Origin of the sequence: Streptomyces monticola, assembly GCF_042665355.1 — a bacterium.
Taxonomy (GTDB): Bacteria; Actinomycetota; Actinomycetes; order Streptomycetales; family Streptomycetaceae; genus Streptomyces; species Streptomyces monticola.
Window position 1 is genome coordinate 441,092 of record NZ_JBHTCF010000003.1, and the last position, 18,232, is coordinate 459,323.

The 18,232-nt window shown below is 71.0% G+C and carries 12 protein-coding genes; 7 read left to right on the forward strand and 5 right to left on the reverse strand.

Features of this window, described 5'->3' with window-relative positions; all coding sequences use genetic code 11:
* The first annotated feature begins 105 nt into the window (after positions 1-105).
* The 3 genes from ACFQVC_RS10405 to ACFQVC_RS10415 are packed head-to-tail and all read left to right on the forward strand — an operon-like array spanning position 106 to position 6,078.
* Positions 106-912, forward strand: coding sequence for an HlyD family efflux transporter periplasmic adaptor subunit (locus ACFQVC_RS10405; protein ID WP_381829203.1), 807 nt, complete (start codon positions 106-108; stop codon positions 910-912).
* On the forward strand, positions 909-3,191 hold the full coding sequence (locus ACFQVC_RS10410; RefSeq protein ID WP_381829205.1) for an NHLP family bacteriocin export ABC transporter peptidase/permease/ATPase subunit: 2,283 nt from the start codon (positions 909-911) through the stop codon (positions 3,189-3,191). The genes ACFQVC_RS10405 and ACFQVC_RS10410 overlap by 4 nt, the downstream gene beginning before the upstream one ends.
* 1 nt (position 3,192) lies before the next feature.
* Entirely contained in the window at positions 3,193-6,078 is a 2,886-nt protein-coding gene (locus tag ACFQVC_RS10415) for an NHLP bacteriocin export ABC transporter permease/ATPase subunit (RefSeq protein ID WP_381829207.1), read from the forward strand.
* 169 nt (positions 6,079-6,247) lie between these two features.
* Here the strand turns inward: ACFQVC_RS10415 and xdhC are convergent, their stop codons facing one another.
* The 5 genes from xdhC to ACFQVC_RS10440 form a co-directional block, all read right to left on the reverse strand.
* Entirely contained in the window at positions 6,248-7,057 is an 810-nt protein-coding gene (gene xdhC / locus ACFQVC_RS10420) for a xanthine dehydrogenase accessory protein XdhC (RefSeq protein ID WP_381829209.1), read from the reverse strand.
* Position 7,058: 1 nt separating this feature from the next.
* Complete coding sequence (gene xdhB / locus ACFQVC_RS10425) at positions 7,059-9,500, reverse strand: xanthine dehydrogenase molybdopterin binding subunit (protein ID WP_381829211.1); 2,442 nt, start codon at positions 9,498-9,500, stop codon at positions 7,059-7,061.
* Positions 9,497-10,978, reverse strand: a complete 1,482-nt coding sequence (locus ACFQVC_RS10430) for a xanthine dehydrogenase small subunit (protein ID WP_381829213.1) — start codon at positions 10,976-10,978, stop codon at positions 9,497-9,499. The genes xdhB and ACFQVC_RS10430 overlap by 4 nt, the downstream gene beginning before the upstream one ends.
* 442 nt (positions 10,979-11,420) lie before the next feature.
* Positions 11,421-12,857 (reverse strand): DEAD/DEAH box helicase, encoded by a 1,437-nt coding sequence (locus tag ACFQVC_RS10435; protein ID WP_381829215.1) that lies wholly within the window; start codon positions 12,855-12,857, stop codon positions 11,421-11,423.
* 104 nt (positions 12,858-12,961) lie between these two features.
* Positions 12,962-13,879, reverse strand: coding sequence for a LysR family transcriptional regulator (locus ACFQVC_RS10440; RefSeq protein WP_381829217.1), 918 nt, complete (start codon positions 13,877-13,879; stop codon positions 12,962-12,964).
* Positions 13,880-14,037: 158 nt separating this feature from the next.
* Between ACFQVC_RS10440 and ACFQVC_RS10445 the strand changes: the two genes are divergently transcribed.
* The 4 genes from ACFQVC_RS10445 to ACFQVC_RS10460 all read left to right on the forward strand — a co-directional run bounded on the left by ACFQVC_RS10445 (position 14,038) and on the right by ACFQVC_RS10460 (position 18,230).
* Positions 14,038-15,057: a fumarylacetoacetate hydrolase family protein gene (locus ACFQVC_RS10445; RefSeq protein WP_381829219.1), complete on the forward strand. Its 1,020-nt coding sequence runs from the start codon at positions 14,038-14,040 to the stop codon at positions 15,055-15,057.
* Positions 15,054-16,016, forward strand: coding sequence for a cyclase family protein (locus tag ACFQVC_RS10450; RefSeq protein ID WP_381829221.1), 963 nt, complete (start codon positions 15,054-15,056; stop codon positions 16,014-16,016). The genes ACFQVC_RS10445 and ACFQVC_RS10450 overlap by 4 nt, the downstream gene beginning before the upstream one ends.
* 76 nt (positions 16,017-16,092) lie before the next feature.
* Positions 16,093-17,223, forward strand: a complete 1,131-nt coding sequence (locus ACFQVC_RS10455) for an FAD-dependent oxidoreductase (RefSeq protein WP_381829223.1) — start codon at positions 16,093-16,095, stop codon at positions 17,221-17,223.
* A complete protein-coding gene (locus ACFQVC_RS10460) occupies positions 17,220-18,230 on the forward strand; it encodes an amidohydrolase family protein (protein WP_381829225.1) in 1,011 nt (336 codons plus the stop codon). Before ACFQVC_RS10455 ends, ACFQVC_RS10460 begins: the two co-directional genes overlap by 4 nt.
* Positions 18,231-18,232: the final 2 nt, after the last annotated feature.

Here is an 18,232-nt window from a genome sequence, read left to right on the forward strand (position 1 = left end):
TTCGCTCACAGAGACGCCAAGATTCGTGAGCCCCGGAACCTCGTGTTCCGGGGCTCGCGGACGCCACAGGCACAGACGCCACAGGCACAGTAAGGGAAGCGTTCCGTGCAGTTCCGCCAACAGGCCCTGTCCAAGCTGCAGTCGCCCGAGGAACTCGACGTACCTGTGCGCTACGCCCGCCCTCAGGGACTGCTCGTCCTCGCCGTCACCCTCGTCTTCATGGCCGCCGCGAGCGTATGGGCCGTGACCGGATCGGTCGCCTCGACGCTGCGGGCACCCGGCATCCTCACGCACGGCCAGGGCAGTTACGTCCTGCAGAGCCCCGTGAACGGCCAGGTGACCCGCGTGCTCGCCGAAGAGGGCAAGCTCCTCGCGGCAGGCGCTCCCGTACTCAAAGTCCGTACGGAGCAAGGCGACAGGGTGGTGCGCGCGATCTCCGCGGGGCGGGTGAGCACGCTCGTCGCCAGGATCGGCAGCGTCGTCACCCCCGGCTCCGACGTCGCCACCCTGGAGCGCATGGCGGGCACCGACGACCCGCTGCTCGCGATGGTCTACGTACCCGCCGACACCGCGGCCACCGTCTCCGTCGGCACCGCGGTGGACCTCACCGTCCAGACCGCGCCCGCCCAGGAGTACGGGACGCTGCGCGGCCGGGTGAAGGCCGTCGGCCGTGGCGCGCAGAGCCGGCAGAAGATCACCGCCTTCCTCGGCGACAAGGAACTGGCCGGGCAGTTCACGAAGAACGGGCCGCCCGTGGCCGTGCTCGTGTCGCTGCAGAAGGCCCCTGGCTCCAAGTCCGGCTACGCGTGGTCGACTTCCGGCGGGCCGCCCTTCGCGCTCGACTCCATGACCCCGGCCACCGGCGCCCTCCACCTCGCCGAGCAGCGCCCGATCGATTGGCTGCTTCCGTGACCGCACCGCACCACTCCCCGGCGCCCCAGGAGCAGCTTCCGCCTCCCGGCGGCCGGCGCAGGCACCGCCCCGAACCCGCGCGGCGCGGCCGCCGTGCCGCGCCGCGCCCCGTTTCGAAGGGCAAGCGGCCGGGGACCGTCCGCACCCCCACCGTGCTGCAGATGGAAGCCGTGGAGTGCGGGGCCGCCGCGCTCGCCATGGTCCTCGCCCACCACGGGCGGCACGTCCCGCTTGAGGAGCTGCGCATCGCCTGCGGCGTCTCCCGCGACGGCTCCCGGGCCAGCAACGTCCTGAAGGCGGCCCGCAGTTACGGCCTGACGGCCAAGGGCATGCAGATGGAGCCCGCCGCGCTCGCCGACGTCAAGGCGCCCGCGATCCTCTTCTGGGAGTTCAACCACTACGTCGTCTACGACGGCACGGGCCGCCGCTTCGGCCGCCGGGGCGTATACATCAACGACCCGGACAAGGGCCGCCGTTTCGTGCCCGCGGAGGACTTCGACACCAGCTTCACCGGGGTCGTCCTGGTCCTCGAACCCGGTGACGACTTCCGTCCGGGAGGCCGCAGGCCCGGCATCATGAAGGCCCTCCCGACGCGCCTTCGCGGCACCACGGGCACGATGCTCGCCGCGCTCCTCGCCAGCCTGCTGCTCGTGGCGGTCGGCGCCGCGCTGCCCGCGCTCAGCCGGACGTACATCGATCTGTTCCTGATAGGTCATCAGACATCCCTGCTGGGAGCGCTGTTCGCGTCGATGGGCGCGATGGTGGCGCTCACCGTGATGCTGACCTGGCTGCAGCAGGCGAATCTGCTGCGCGGCCGGATCATCTCCTCCACCCTCGGCAGCGCCCGTTTCCTGCGCCATCTGCTGCGGCTGCCCGTCACGTTCTACGCCCAGCGCAGCCCGGCCGACCTGGTGCAGCGCCTCGCCTCCAACGAGGGGGTCGCCGAGACCCTGGCCCGCGATCTGACGGCAGCCGGGGTCGACGGCATCGTCGTGCTGCTCTACGCGGCCCTGCTGTGGACGTACGATCCGCAGCTCACCCTCGTCGGCGTCGGTATCGCCCTGCTGAACATCGTGGCGATGCGGATCGTCATCCGGCTGCGCGCCACCGGCACCCAGAAGCTGCGTGCCGACAGCGCCAAGCTCACCAACACCTCGTACACCGGCCTGCAGTTGATCGAGACCATGAAGGCCACCGGAGGCGAGAACGGCTACTTCCGGCGCTGGGCGGGCCAGCACGCCACCACGCTGGAGGAGCAGCAGCGCCTCGGTGTGCCCAGCGCCTGGCTGGGCATCGTCGCTCCGACCCTCGCCACCCTCAACAGCGCGCTGATCCTGTGGATCGGCGGCCTGCGCGCGGTCGAGGGGCATCTGTCGATCGGCCTGCTCGTCGCCTTCCAGGCCCTCGTCACCCGCTTCACCGCGCCGATCACCCGCCTCAACGGCGTCGCGGGCCGCATCCAGGACTTCGCCGCCGACGTCGCCCGCCTGAAGGACGTGGAGAACTTCCCCGTCGACACGCTCTACTCGCGCCCCGAACCCGCCGCGAGCACCCGGCGCCTCAAGGGCCATGTCAGCCTCGAAGACATCACCTTCGGCTACAGCCCCCTCGACAAGCCCCTGCTCACCGGCTTCTCGCTGACGGTCGGGCCCGGCCGTCAGGTCGCGCTCGTCGGCGGCTCCGGCAGCGGCAAGTCGACCGTCTCGCGGCTGATTTCGGGCCTCTACACCCCCTGGGAAGGCACGATCCGGATCGACGGACAGCGCCTTGAGGACATTCCGCGCGGCGCGCTCTCCGCCTCCGTCTCCTTCGTCGACCAGGACGTCTTCCTCTTCGAGGGCACGGTCCGCGACAACGTCGCGCTGTGGGATCCGTCGATTCCCGACGACGCCGTCGTGGCCGCCCTGGAAGACGCCTGCCTGTACGACCTCGTGGCCCGCAGGCCCGGCGGCATCCACGGCCGGGTCGAGCAGGACGGCCGGAACTTCTCCGGCGGGCAGCGGCAGCGCCTGGAGATCGCGCGGGCCCTGGTCCGCCGCCCGAGCATCCTCGTCCTCGACGAGGTGACCAGCGCCCTGGACGCCGAGACCGAGCAGACCGTCATCGACAATCTGCGCCGCCGCGGCTGTGCGTGTGTGGTCATCGCCCACCGTCTGAGCACCGTGCGCGACAGCGACGAGATCGTCGTACTCGACCATGGCCAGGTCGTGGAGCGCGGCCGTCACGAACACCTCGTCGCCGCGGGCGGCGCCTATGCCGACCTGGTCAGGGAGCACTGACGTGACCTCCGTACCGCACCAGCAGACGTACGCGGGCGACCCCGGTGACACGGTCGCCGCCGCCTTCGGGACCCTCGGCACACCCGCCGACTGCACCGGGCTGCGCAATGTGCACCTGGAGGGCCCGCAGGTGCTGTGGCTCGTGGTGTCCGGCGCCCTCGACCTGTTCGCCGTCGACGCCGTGCAGCAGGGCCACTGGCACTACCTCGGGCGCCTCGAACCGGGCACGTTGCTGCTCGGCCCCGTCGAGGGCGCCCAGCACACGCTCGTCGGCCGCCCCGTCCAAGGCTGTGGACTGCGCCGGATTCCGCTGCGCGAGCTGTACCGGCCCGACTACGGCGACACCTGGTCGTACGAGCAGCAGTACCCCAGCCAGTACGACACCCAGGACGCGGCCCTCAGCCTCCTGGAGCACGCCTTCGCGCTCGGCATCGGGCGCGGCCACCGGGTGCTGTTCGAGGCTCCGCTCGACGGCCGCAGCACCGGCGCCGCCCCCGACATGGCCGAGGCCGACGACGACATCCTCTGGATGCCGGTCGCGCCGGGCAGCGTGCAGTACGGGGCCGCCTACAGCGAACAGGCCACGGGCGATCTGCTCGTCGACCCGGCGATGTGGCAGCGGATGGTCAACCAGCAGTGGCGGCTGCTGTCCGCGCTCGACCGCTGGATCGAGCGCCTTGAACAGGCCCACGAGGACCGTACGGCGGCCGGTATCAAGGCGGGCGAGAGCGTCCGCGAGCAGGCCGACCGGACACTGATCGCCTCCATCGGCCGCTCGGGCCGACGCGGTTCCGCCGCGCGGACGGAATCCCGTGCCGGTCACGACGCGACGTACGCCGCCTGCCGGCTCGTCGCCGAAGCCGCGGGCATCACCCTCGCCGACCCCACGCAGGGCGGCGCGGGCGGCGCCGTGAGCGACCGGATCGACCCGGTGGAACAGATCGCGGTGGCCGCACGGATCCGTACCCGCGCCGTCCGGCTCGACGGCCGCTGGTGGCGCGAGAACGCGGGCCCTCTGGTGGGGCACCGGGCCGCGAGCGGCACGCCGGTCGCGCTGCTGTGGCGGCGCGGCGGCTACGAGTCGGTGCACCCCACGTCCGGGCGGCGCACCCGCGTCGACAAGTCCAACGCCGAAGAGTTCGAGCCGAGGGCGGTCATGTTCTACCGCCCGCTTCCGGAGCGGGCGCTGACGCCGTGGCGCCTGGCCCGCTTCAGCCTGCGCGGCACCGGCGGCGACGTACGCAACCTCGCGCTCGCCTCCCTGGTGACGGTGGTGATCGGGGCCCTGGTGCCGATCGCGACGGGGCAGGTGCTCGGCGTCTTCGTGCCCAACGCCGAGACGAGCCTCATCGTCCAGGTGTCCCTGGCCGTCATGATCACCAGCATTGTCTCCGCGGCGTTCATGCTGCTCCAGAACCTCACCGTCCTGCGGATGGAGGGCCGCATGGAGAGCGCGCTCCAACCGGCCGTCTGGGACCGGCTGTTGAGGCTGCCCACCCGCTTCTTCGCCGCCCGCTCCACAGGCGAACTGGCGAGTGCCGCGATGGGTGTCAGCGCGATCCGCCGGGTCCTGTCGGGCATCGGCCCGGTCGCCGTGCAGGCCGGTTCGATCGGCGCGATGAACGTCGTACTGCTTCTTCTCTACAGCGTCCCTCTCGCCCTGGTCGCCCTGGCGATGCTCGCCGTCATCGCGGCGGTGTTCCTCGCGCTCGGCCTGTGGGAACTTCGCTGGCAGCGGCGCCTGGTGGAGCTCGGCAACAAGCTGAACAACCAGGCGTTCCAGACCCTGCGCGGTCTGCCCAAGCTCCGCGTCGCCGGGGCGGAGAGCTTCGCCTACGCGGCCTGGGCGGGCGAGTTCGCGCGCAGTCGGGAGCTGCAGCAGCGGGCCGGCCGGATCAAGAACCTCACCACGGTCCTGAACGCCGTCTATCTGCCGCTGTGCACGCTGATCATGTTCTTCCTGCTCGCGGGCCCGGCCCGGGGCAGCCTGAGTGCCGGTGAGTTCCTCACCTTCAGCACCGCCGTGACGATGCTCCTGACCTCCGTGACACAGCTGACCGGCGCGCTGATCTCGGCGGCCGCGGTGCTCCCGATGTTCGAGCAGATCAAGCCGGTGCTCGCCGAGGCACCCGAGGTCCGCGCCGGGAGCACACAGCCGGGCGAGCTGCAGGGCGGGATCGAGGCGCGCGGTCTGTCCTTCCGCTACAGCGACGACGGCCCGCTGGTCCTGGACGATGTGTCGCTCGCGATCCGGCCCGGCGAGTTCGTGGCCGTCGTCGGCCCGAGCGGCTGCGGCAAGTCGACGCTGCTGCGCCTCCTGATCGGCTTCGACGAACCGGTCTCGGGCAGCGTGCTCTACGACGGCCAGGACCTGGCGGCCCTCGACCAGGCGGCGGTGCGCCGGCAGTGCGGTGTGGTGCTGCAGAACGCCCAGCCGCTCACGGGCTCGATCCTGGACTGCATCTGCGGCGCCGAGTCGTTCACACAGGAGGAGGCCTGGGAGGCCGCCGCGATGGCGGGTCTCGCCGAGGACATCAAGCGCATGCCGATGGGTCTGCACACGATGATCTCCGGCGGCGGCGCGGTCTCCGGCGGCCAGCGGCAGCGGCTGATGATCGCCCAGGCCCTGATCCGGCGCCCCCGCGTCCTCTTCTTCGACGAGGCGACGAGCGCCCTGGACAACGAGACGCAGCGCACGGTCATGGACAGCACCCGCACCCTGAACGCCACCCGCGTCGTGATCGCCCACCGGCTCTCCACCGTCATGGGCGCCGACCGGGTCGTCGTGATGTCGGAGGGCCGCGTCGTACAACAGGGCCCGCCCGCGCAGCTGTTGGCTGACACGGGCGGGCGGCTGCACGAACTGGTGCGGCGTCAGATGCAGTGACGCTGAGGACACTGTCGGACGTGGTGACGCGGAGGACACCGTCGGACGTGGTGACGCGGAGGACACCGTCGGACGTGGTGACGCGGAGGACACCGTCGGACGTGGTGACGCGGAGGACACCGTCGGACGTGGTGACGCGGACGGCACACGGCCACGGCCGGGGGGTGCGTCAGTCCCCCTCGGCTTCGAAGGTACGCAGCAGATCGGCGGCCACGCTCACGGCGATGGTCGCGGGTTCCTTGCCGGTGATGTCGGCAAGGCCGATCGGCGTCTTGATCCGCTCGATGGTGGCGTCGTCGTGACCGCCCTCGGTGGACAGACGCTTGCGGAACCGGACCCACTTGGCGGCCGACCCGATCAGGCCGATGGAACCGAGATGGCCGGTGCGCAGGGCAGCGTCGCACAGCGCGGCGTCCTCGGCGTGATCATGGGTCATGATCAGGACGTGGGTGCCGCGCGGCAGGTCCTCGAGCACCTCCTCGGGCAGCAGCGGCGTGTGGTGCACATGCACCTGCGCCATCGCGTCCCCCAGGACGTCGAGCCGCTCCTTGGTGAGCATGTCGGCGCGGCTGTCGATCAGATGGAGATCGAGCTCCTGACGTGCCAGGATGCGCGCCAGTTCAAGCCCGACGTGCCCGACGCCGAAGACGGCCACCGCCCGTACCACCGGCAGCGGTTCGAGCAACACCGAGATCGTGCCGCCGCAGCACTGCACGCCGTGCTGGTTGGTCACCTTGTCGTTCAGGGCGAAATCCATCAGTTCCGGCTCCGCCTTGCCCGCGGCGATCATCTCCCGGGCCCGGTCGATCGCGACGGCCTCGCAGTTGCCGCCACCGATCGAGCCCCATGCCTCGCTCTGCCCCACGACGAGCTTCGCACCGGCCTTGCGCGGGGCGTGGCCGCGCACGGTCGCAACGGTCACGAGAACGCCGGACTCCCGGCGTTCCCGCAACCGCGCGACCGCGGCGACCCACGTCATGTCAGGCACCGCTCAGCGCTTCTGCGTCGGAACGGACCTTGGCGTCGGCGGCCTTGTCGTTGACGGACTGCCCGTTGACGGCGGACCCGTTGAGGCCCTGACCGCCCTGCGATGCGTCGGCCTCGCGAGCCGCCTGGATCGCCCAGTACACCGCTTCCGGCGTCGCGGGCGAGGCCAGCTCGAGGCCGATGCCGCTCGGCCCGAACTCGGCGGCGGCCTGCCGCAGCGCCTCGCGCACGCAGAACGCCAGCATCAGCGGCGGCTCACCCACGGCCTTGGAGCCGTAGACGGCGCCTTCCTCGGTGGCGTTCTCCAGGAGCGCGACGTTGAACTCCTCGGGCATCTCCGAGAAGCTCGGCAGCTTGTAGGTGCTCGCCGCCTGGGTCAGGAGCCGGCCGCGGTTCGGGCCGTCACCGGCGTCCCAGCGCAGATCCTCAAGGGTCAGCCAGCCCGCGCCCTGCACGAAACCGCCCTCGACCTGACCGATGTCGATCATCGGGGACAGGCTGTCGCCGACGTCGTGCACGATGTCGACGCGCCGGATGCGGTACGCGCCGGTGAACCCGTCGACCTCCACCTCGGCCGCCGCGGCGCCCTTGGCGAAGTACTTGAACGGCGAGCCCCGGAACGTCTTCGCGTCCCAGTGCAGGCCCTCGGTCCGGTAGTAACCGGCCGCCGACAGCTGGACCCGCTGGAAGTACGCGGTGCGCACCAGGTCGTCCCAGGCCAGCTCCTTGTCGCTGCCGAGGCTGCGTGCGACGCCCTCGACGATGCGTACGTCCGAGGCATTCGAACCGAGCTGGGTGGCGGCCACCTGGAGGAGCCGCTCGCGCAGCTGCTCGCAGGCGTTCTTGATCGCACCGCCGTTCAGGTCCGCCCCTGAACTGGCCGCGGTGGCCGAGGTGTTGGGCACCTTGTCGGTACGCGTCGGGGCGAGGCGGACCTTGTGCAGCGGGATGCCGAGGGTGGTCGCGGCCACCTGCAGCATCTTGGTGTGCAGGCCCTGGCCCATCTCGGTGCCGCCGTGGTTGATCAGGACCGAGCCGTCCTTGTAGATCAGGACGAGCGCGCCGCCCTGGTTGAAGGCGGTGAGGTTGAACGAGATGCCGAACTTGATGCCGGTGACGGCGAGCGCCCGCTTGGTGTGCGGGTGCGCGGCGTTGAAGGCGGCGATCTCACGCTTGCGGTCGGCGATACCGCCGTTCTCCTGCACCTGCTGCCAGACGGCGGCGATCCGCTCGGGCTGGGTGACCGGCTGGCCGTACGGCGTGTACTGGCCCTGCTGGTAGAAGTTGCGCTCGCGCAGCTCCATCGGGTCCAGGCCGAGCTGCGGTGCGCACCGGCCCAGGATGTCCTCGATGACCAGCATGCCCTGCGGTCCGCCGAAGCCGCGGAAGGCGGTGTTGGAGACCTTGTTGGTCTTGGCGATCCGGCCGGCGATCCGGGCGTTGGGAATCCAGTAGGTGTTGTCGATGTGGCACAGCGCGCGGGCGAGCACCGGCTCGGACAGGTCGAGGCTCCAGCCGCCGTCCGCGGTCAGCGTGGCGTCCAGGGCCTGGATGCGGCCCTCGGCGTCGAAGCCGATCTTCCACGTGGCGTTGAACCCGTGCCGCTTGCCGGACATGGTCAGGTCCTGCGTGCGGTTGAGCCGCAGCCGGACCGGCCGCCCGGTCAGCTTGGCGCCGAGCGCGGCGACGGCCGCGAAGCCGTGCGGCTGCATCTCCTTGCCGCCGAAGCCGCCGCCCATCCGCAGACACTGCACGGTGACCTCGTGGCTGTGCAGGCCGAGAACGTGCGCGACGATCTCCTGCGTCTCCGAAGGGTGCTGGCTGCTGCTCTGGATGAACACCTGCTCGGCCTCGTCGACATGGGCGAGGGCCACATGCGTCTCGAGGTAGAAGTGCTCCTGGTCGGAGAACTGGAACTCGCCGGTGAACACATGCGCGGAGTCGGCGAAGCCGGCGTCGACGTCGCCGGACAGCATCACGGGCTGAGCGCCGTGGAAACTGCCGGCCTCGATGGCGTCCTGCAGCGTGACCAGGGAGGGGAGCTCGTCGAGTTCCACCTCGACGGCCGCGGCACCGAGCCGGGCCGCCTCCAGGGTCTCGCCTAGCACCCAGGCCACCGCGTGGCCGTAGAACATGACCTCGTCGGGGAACAGCGGCTCGTCGTGCTTCATGCCGGCGTCGTTGACGCCGGGCACATCGGCACCGGTGAGGACCCGGACCACACCGGGCACGGCGAGCGCGGCCTCGGTGCGCAGGGCGGTGATCCGGCCGTGGGCCTTCATGACCTGGACCGGGTAGGCGTGCAGCACGTCCTTGGTGCGGTAGACCAGGTCGTCGGTGTAGAGCGCGGTGCCGGTGACGTGCTGGAAGGCACTCTCATGCGGCATCGAAACACCGACTACGGGCTTCTCCGGGCGCTCGGAAAGATGACTCATGACGACACCGCCTCGGTGGTCTGTGCGTGCAGCTTGAGCAGGCTCTGGCCGAGCATCGCGGAACGGTAGAGGGAGCTGGCGCGATGGTCGTCCATCGGCGTGCCCTCACCCCGCAGCACCCGGGCCGCGGCCTTTACATTCTCCTCCGACCACGGCTTGCCCTCCAGGGCAGCCTCGGTGGCGAGGGCCCTGATCGGGGTGGCGGCCACGCCGCCGAGGCCGATACGGGCCTTGCGGACGATGCCGTCCTCGATGTCGAGCGCGAAGCCGACGGCGACGCTGGAGATGTCGTCGAAGCGCCGCTTCGCGATCTTGTGGAAGGCCGTGACCGGCGACAGGGGCAGCGGGATACGGACCGCGCGGATCAGCTCATCGGGACGGCGCACGCTCTGCCGGTAACCGGTGAAGTAGTCGGCGAGCGGTACCACGCGCTCACCGTCGGCGTCGGCGAGCACGAGTGACGCCTCGAGGGCGAGCAGCACCGGCGGGCTGTCACCGATGGGCGAGCCGGTGCCCAGGTTGCCGCCGAGGGTCGCGCCGTTGCGGATGAGCCGGGAGGCGAACTGCGGGAACAGTTCGGCGAGGAGCGGGACGTCACCGTCGAGCTTGCGCTCGATCTCGGTGAGCGTCAGGGCCGCGCCGATCTCGATGTGGTCGGACTCGACGCGCAGCTCCCGCAGTTCGGGAAGCCGGTCGATGGCGACCACGCAACCGGCCCGGCGGGAGCGGATGTTGACCTCGACGCCGTAGTCGGTGGAGCCGGCCACGACCACCGCGTCGGGCCGCTCGCGCAGCAGCTGCACCGTCTCGGCCAGGGTGTTCCTGCGCAGGAACGTGCTGTCGTCCTGGGAGTACTCGGTGGCGACCGCGGCCGGCGGCTCCTGCTCGCGGCGCTGGGCGAGGGGGTCCTCGTCGGTGGGCTGACCGACGGCGAACGCGGCGTCGCGGATCGGGCGGTAGCCGGTGCAGCGGCACAGGTTTCCGCTCAGCGCGTGCAGGTCGAAGCCGTTGGGGCCGTGCTCGGCGTCGGCGCCTTCGGCCGCGTCCGCGCCGTCCAGCGGGTTGCCGTGCTCGCAGCGGTCGGGCCGGTAGTACTCGGAGGCCATGCTGCAGATGAAGCCCGGCGTGCAGTATCCGCACTGGGAGCCGCCGCGGACCGCCATCTCCTCCTGCACGGGGTGCAGGGTGGGCGCCGTGCCGGGCTCGCCGGGGGTGGCGAGGCCCTCGGAGGTGATGACCTCCTGGCCGTCGAGCGCCGCAGCCGGGACCAGGCAGGCGTTGACCGCCACCCAGTCGGTGGGCTTGTTCACGCCGGGCCGGGCCACCAGGACCGAGCAGGCGCCGCACTCACCCTCGGCGCAGCCCTCCTTGGTACCGGTGAGACCACGCTCGCGCAGCAGGTCGAGCACCGTGGTGTGGGGCGCCGACGGCGCGATCGGTGTTTCTTTCCCGTTGACCGTGATCCGGGCCTCAGTCATGACAGGCCCCCGCTCTGGTGCGAGATCGGTCGATTCATTGTTCGCCAATTTCAGGCAGCTTTCTGTGTTCAAACGCGCCACGTGAGAGAAGCGGGCGCAAAACGGCACGCAATAACAACGTGCCAAGGTATTGACGGGAAGCCCGGAATGTGCCTAAGCGAGGCACTTCAAAGTGCCACGGAAGGGCACCTCAGAACGGCGTTCAGCAGCCGTGCGCGATACGACCCGGAACCCAGACCGTGCACTGGGCGAGGCGACCGAGGTCAGAGCTGATGTACATCTGCTGGTCGCCTCCTTTCGTAGCTATGGGTCGATGTCTACCGAAAGCTAGTAGCTGGGACCACCCAGGTCAAGGGATCCAGGGGTCGGGAGATCAAGAGGCCCGGCTCCGGCCTCACGGGCACCCGGGTATCCACGCACCCGGCGCACACAAACCGCGCGTTCAGCCCCCGCGCCGCACCCGGGCCGCCTTGCGGGCCTCCGCGAGCTTGCGGGCCTCGCTGCCCTTGCGGGACTTGCCGCCCGAGCCGCGGGCCGGGTCCTTGCTGGTGCCGAGGCCCCGGAACGAAGCGTTGTGGTTCTTGGGCTTCGCGGCCGCCGGGCCGCCGTCGAGGGGGACTCCGGACGGGGCCTTGGCTCCCGTGATCCGGCTCAGCTGCTCCTCGCCCGAGCGCACCTTGGTGGTCGTGTACGCGATACCGGCGTCCGCCAGGACCTGGCTCGTCTCGCGGCGCTGTCCCGACACCACCAGGGTCACGACCGTGCCGGACCTGCCGGCCCTGGCCGTGCGCCCGGCGCGGTGCAGATAGTCCTTCGGGTCCGTGGCCGGGTCGACGTTCACCACGAGGTCGAGATCGTCGACGTGCAGGCCGCGGGCCGCGACCTTCGTCGCCACCAGCGCGGTGACCTGGCCGTTCTTGAACTGGGCCAGGGTCCGGGTGCGCTGCGGCTGCGCCTTCCCGCTGTGCAGGGCGGCGGCGGGGACCCCGCTGGCCCGCAGATGGCGGGTGAGCTGGTCGACCGCGTGCTTGGTGTCCAGGAACAACAGGACGCGGCCGTCACGGGCGGCGATCTCCGTGGTGACGGCGTACCGGTCGGGGCCGTGGACGACCAGGAGGTGGTGCTCCATCCCGGTGACCGCCCCGGCGGCCGGGTCGACCGAGTGCACGACGGGGTCGTGCAGATAGCGCTTGACCAGCTGGTCGACGTCCCGGTCGAGAGTCGCCGAGAACAGCATCCGCTGCCCGTCGGGACGCACCTGGTCCATGAGCTCGGTGACCTGCGGCAGGAACCCCATGTCGCACATCTGGTCGGCCTCGTCCAGGACGGTGATCCGCACCCGTCCCAGGCGGCAGTCCTTGCGGCCGATGAGGTCGTGCAGGCGGCCCGGGGTGGCGACCAGGATCTCGGCTCCGTCGCGCAGCGCGGCGGCCTGCCGGCCGATGGACACCCCGCCGACCACGGTCGTCAGGCGCAGGCGCAGCGCTCGCGCATACGGTGAGAGCGCCTCCGCGACCTGCTGTGCCAACTCCCTGGTGGGCACCAGGATCAGCGCAAGCGGCTGCTTGGGCTCGGCTCGCCGCCCGGCTGTCCTGGTGAGAAGCCCCAGGCCGAAGGCGAGCGTCTTGCCCGATCCGGTGCGGCCACGGCCGAGCACGTCACGGCCCGCGAGGGCGTGGGGCAGCGTGGCCGCCTGGATCGGGAAGGGCACGGTCACACCGGCCTCGGCGAGCGTGCGCAGCACCTCGGCCGGCAGCCCCAGCTCCGCGAAGGTCTCCGCCGGGGGCAGGGCCGGAGCCGGGGACGACGTCACGGCCGAGTCGCTCTGCGGGGCATCCGGGTCGCTGTGCGGGGCATCGGCGTGTGCTGAATCGCTCAAGGAGAGCCTTCTTTATGAGGGGACCGTGCCGGGGAAGCGGAGTCCCGTAAGGGCGGTGCTGCAAACGCACCACGCTAACACGGCGCCAATCACCGACCGCCCGTTCAGGCGCCCGCCGGGCCCCTGAACGCCCCGCCGACCCGGACCGCCGTCTCACGCAGCCAGATGTGGGCCGCGTCGTGGGTGTGCACGGGATGCCACCACAGGGCCTCCCGCAGGGGCACAGCCTCGTACGGGGGCTCCAGGATGCGGATGGCGGCCTGGCCCACGAAGCGCCGGGCGAGCCGTTCCTGGAGGAGGGCCACGCGGCGGGTGCCGGCGACCATGGGCGGCAGAAGCTGGAAGCTGTCGACGGACACCTCCACGCGCGGCTCGATGCCGAGCATGCCCAACTGCCGTACCGCCGGGGCGTCGTAGGTGCGCTGATAGGTCACCCACGGGAGCCGGGCCAGGTCCTCGTGCGTGATGCGGTCGTGCACCTCGGGGTGGTCGTCCGCGACGAGATAGACCCAGCGGTCGTCGTAGAGATCGGTGGCGGGGAAGTCGCTGATGACGCCGTGCGGCATGAACAGGCCGTCGGTCGTGCTGAGCAGGGTGGCCGTGTCGTCGGCCACGGAGGTCGGGGTCTGGGTGAAGCGCAGCCTGATGCCGGGAGCCTCTTCGTGGACCACGCGGGCGAGTTCGGTGCCGAAGACGGCGACGGCGTAGTCCGACGCCAGCAGGGTGAACTCACGGCTCTCGGTGGCCGGGTCGAAGTCGGCCTGGCTGGCGAAGAGTCGCTCAAGGAGGTCGCAGGTGGTGGCGGTGCGGTCGAGGAGTACCTGCCCGAGCGCGGTCAGTTCGTAGTGGCCGCCGACGCGGGCGAGCAGGTCGTCGTCGAAGTGGCGGCGGAGCCGGGCGAGTGCCGCGCTCATGGCGGGCTGGCTGAGCCCCACGCGCTGCCCGGCGCGGGTGACGTTGCGCTCCTCCAGGAGGGCCCGCAGGGCGACGACGAGGTTGAGGTCGAGGCGGGCCAGGTTCACGGAGATTCCCTTGTTCCCTGTGCAGACGCAGTTCTCTGTCTATACGCAGCTGACCATCGACTATAAGTCCGACAGATGGCAGGCATCCATGGAATCGATTTCCCTGATCAGTAGGGGCGGGTCCAGGGTGGACGCACCGCAATCAGGAGGACAAGTCCGTGACACCTGAACCCGTATCCGCGCTGTTCGCCGGCCCCTTCGCGCTCGGCACGCTCTCCGCCCCGGACGGGTCTCCCTTTCCCGCCCTGGTCACCTCCGACGAGCAGGTGATCGATCTCCAAGTCGCCCTGGACTCAACCGGGTTGACGATGCGTGATCTCCTGGGCCGCTGGGCGGACACCCTTCCCCGGCTGCGCGGCCTTGCTGCCGACGCGAGCGTCGAGCGGCGGCCGCTGACCGCTTTCACGGTGCACGCCCCCGTGGAGCCGCGGCAGGTGTTCCAGTCCGGAGCCAACTACCGGCAGCACGTGATCGATCTGCATCTGGCGCACCGCGCACCCGGCGACGAGCGGCCCGAGGAGGAGCGGCGGGCGGAGGCGGCGGAGATCATGGATCGCCGGGCCGCCGATGACCTGCCGTATGTGTTCATCGGCCTGCCGAGCGCGATCACCGGCCCCTACGACGACGTCGTGCTGCCCGCGTGGGCCGAAAAGCCGGACTGGGAGCTGGAGTTGGCGGCCGTGATCGGACGGCCCGCCCATCGGGTGTCCGTCGAGGAGGCCCTGGAGTACGTCGCCGGCTACACGATCGCCAATGACCTCACCGACCGCGCCACGGTCTTCCGCCGCGACCTGCCGCAGATCGGCACCGACTGGCTGCGCAGCAAGAACGCGCCCGGTTTCACCCCGCTCGGCCCGTGGATCGTGCCCGCGGAGTCGATCGCCGACCCCGCCGAGTCACTTACCGGCCCCGGCGACCTGCGCCTGCTGCTGAAGCTCAACGGCGAGACCATGCAGGACGAGTCCACCAAGGACATGATCTTCAACGTGGCGCGGATGGTGTCGTACGCCTCCCAGAGCGCCCAACTCCTTCCCGGTGACCTGTTGTTGACCGGCTCCCCGGCCGGAAACGGTATGCACTGGGGCCGTCTGCTGCGCGACGGCGACGTCATGGACGGCTCCATCACCGGGCTCGGCGCCCAGCGCACCCGCTGCGTGGCCGAGGCGGTGGCGTCATGAGCCTGGACCGTACGGATCCCGAGGGCGCGATCGCCGAGGCCGCCAAGTCGTATTCGAACTGGGGTCGTTGGGGCGAGGACGACGTACTCGGCACGCTCAACTTCCTCGACGAGGCCAAACGCCGGGAAGGCGCCGCCCTCGTCCGGCGCGGCAGCAGCTTCTCCCTCTCGCAGCGTTTCGACATGGAAGGGCCGCAGAAGGGCTGGCGGCGGCGCACCAACCCGGTGCACACCATGCTCGACACCGGCACCGACGCGGCCGCCGGTCACCAGGGTTTCCCGCACGGCCTGGGCGGCGCCGACGATGTGATCGCCATGCCGCTGCAGTGCTCCACACAGTGGGACGGGCTCGGCCATATCTTCGACCACGGCAAGGCGTGGAACGGCAGGGACGCCGCACGGACCGTGACGTCCGAGGGCGACCTGGTCACCGGTATCGAGCACATGGCCCCGTATGTCGCAGGGCGCGGTGTCCTCCTCGACGTCGCTCACGTGGTCGGAAAAGACGGCGAGTTGGCCGACGGATTCGCCATCACCGAAGAACATCTGACCGCCACCGCCGCGGCGCACGGCGTGAGCGTGGGGCGCGGGGACATCGTTCTTGTGCGCACCGGCCGGCTCGCCCGGGCCCGGCGCGAGGGCTGGGGCGAGTACGCGGGCGGGCCCGCGCCCGGTCTGTCGTTCGGCACGGCGGGCTGGCTGCACCGTACCGAGATCGCCGCGATCGCCACCGACACCTGGGGCTTCGAGGTCCGCCCGAACGAGTTCGACCATGCCTTCCAGCCGCTGCACCAGGTCGCCATCCCCAACATGGGCCTGCTCATCGGCGAGATGTGGGACCTGGACGCGCTCGCCGCGGACTGCGCGGACGACGGCGCCTACGACTTCTGGCTGACCGCCGCGCCCCTGCCCATCACCGGCGCCGTCGGCTCGCCGGTGAATCCGGTCGCCGTCAAGTAGCCGATCGATCCCCGTACACGGAACGCACACCCCGCACGGGACAAGGGAGTTCACCCTCATGCCCCACGCAAGAGCCATGGCAGACACCCGTACCGTGCTGGTGATCGGCGGCGGCGCGAGCGGCAACGCCGTGACGATCCTGCTGCGCAGGGCCGGTATCGCCGTGGACCTCGTCGAGGCCAAGGACGACTGGAACGCCACCGCGGGATCCGGCATCACCCTCCAGGGCAACGCCCTGCGCGTCCTGCGCGAACTGGGCGTATGGGACCGGGTGCGGGAGTCCGGGTTCGGCTTCGGGTCGGTCGGCATCACCGCCCCCGACGGCACCGTGCTCCATGTCGCCGAGGACATCCGCGCCGACGGCGACGGCCTGCCCGCCACCGTCGGCATGCAGCGCCCCCGGCTTCAGCAGATCCTCATCGACGCGGTCCGTGCCAGTGGCGCCTCGATACGCCTGGGTGTCAGGCCCGAGTCCCTCCGGCAGGACGGCGAAGGCGTGACCGTCCGGTTCAGTGACGGCACCGAGAGCCGCTACGACCTCGTGATCGGCGCCGACGGCCTCGGCTCCGCGACCCGTGCCGCGATCGGCATCGAGGACCGGCCCGAGCCGACCGGCATGGCCATCTGGCGCGTCGCCGCCCCGCGCCCGGAAGGCGTGGTGCGCACGGACCTCGCCTACGGCGGCCCCGCGTACATCGCCGGTTACTGCCCCACCGGTGAGAGCACCCTCTACGCCTATGTCGTCAAGGCCCGCCGGGACCGGGCGGCCGTCCCGCCGGCGTCGTACGCGGACGAGATGAGGCGTCTCGCCCGGCACTACGGCGGCTTCTGGCCGGAGATCAGCGCGCACATCACCGACCCGGCGCGGGTCAACTACACCTGGTTCGACCGGCTGTTGGTCGAGGGCTCCTGGCACCGCGGCCGCGTGGTCCTCGTCGGCGACGCCGCGCACTGCTGCCCGCCCACCCTCGCCCAGGGCGCCGCCCTGTCCCTGGAGGACGCCCTGGTCCTGGCCGAGCTGCTGACCGGCGCCGGCACCTGGGGCGAGGACCTGTTCCGGGCGTACTACGAGCGCCGCATCACCCGGGTGCGACCGGTCGTGGAGGCATCCGTGCGGCTCGGCCAGTGGCAGCTCGACGGTGTCCGCGACGCCGACGTGCCGGGCCTCATGGGCCGCACCATGACCATGCTCAGGGAGCTTCCGTGAACCAGTACTCGCCCACCGTCGACGTGCACGCGCACGTCCTGCTGCCCGAGGTGGACGCGCTCGTGGCCGGGCTGCCCGGCCATGCCGAGGCCGGGCAGCTCGACGCCCGCCGCAACGGCCCCGCCGCCCTCGCCGTCAACGGCCCGATGGTCGGTGAGCGCATCCCGCGCCTCACCGATCCCGCCGTGCGCCTCGCCGCGATGGACGCGCAGGGCGTGGACATCCAGCTCGTCAGCCCCTCCCCCTCGCACTACCACTACTGGGCGGACGAGGAGACGGCCGAGAAGTTCCACCGGCTCGCCAACGAGGCGACGGCCGCGCACTGTTCGGCCGCCCCGGCCCGGCTGCACGGCCTCGGACTCGTGCCGATGCAGCATCCGGAGATGGCCGTGCGCGCACTTGAACACGCCCTGGACCAAGGCCTGTTGGGCGTGGAGATTTCCAGTCACGCCCCGGGGCGCCGTGAGCTGTCGGACCCGGCGTACGAGCCCTTCTGGGCCAGGGCCGAGGAGTCCGGGGCGATTCTGTTCCTGCACCCCTTCGGCTGCACGCTCGGCGACCGGCTCGACCACTGGTATCTGTCCAACACCGTCGGCCAGCCCGCCGAGAACGCCGTCGCCCTCTCCCATCTCATCTTCTCCGGCGTCCTCGACCGCCACCCCGGCCTCAAGCTGCTCGCGGCACACGGCGGCGGCTATCTGCCCACGCACATCGGCCGCGCCGATCACGCGTGGCGTGTGCGGCCCGACGCACAGGACTGCGCGCACGCACCGAGCAGCTACCTCAAGCGCCTGCACTTCGACTCCCTCGTCCACGACCCGTACGTGCTCCGGGAGTTGATCCGGGTCGCGGGCGCCGACCGCGTCCTGCTCGGCTCCGACTTCCCCTTCGACATGGGCACCGAGGACCCGCTCGGCGCCCTACGTGCCGCCCGGCTGCCCGAGGCGGACTTCGACGCCGTACGCGGCGGCAACGCGACCGCCCTCCTCCGTCTCCGGAAGGACTGACA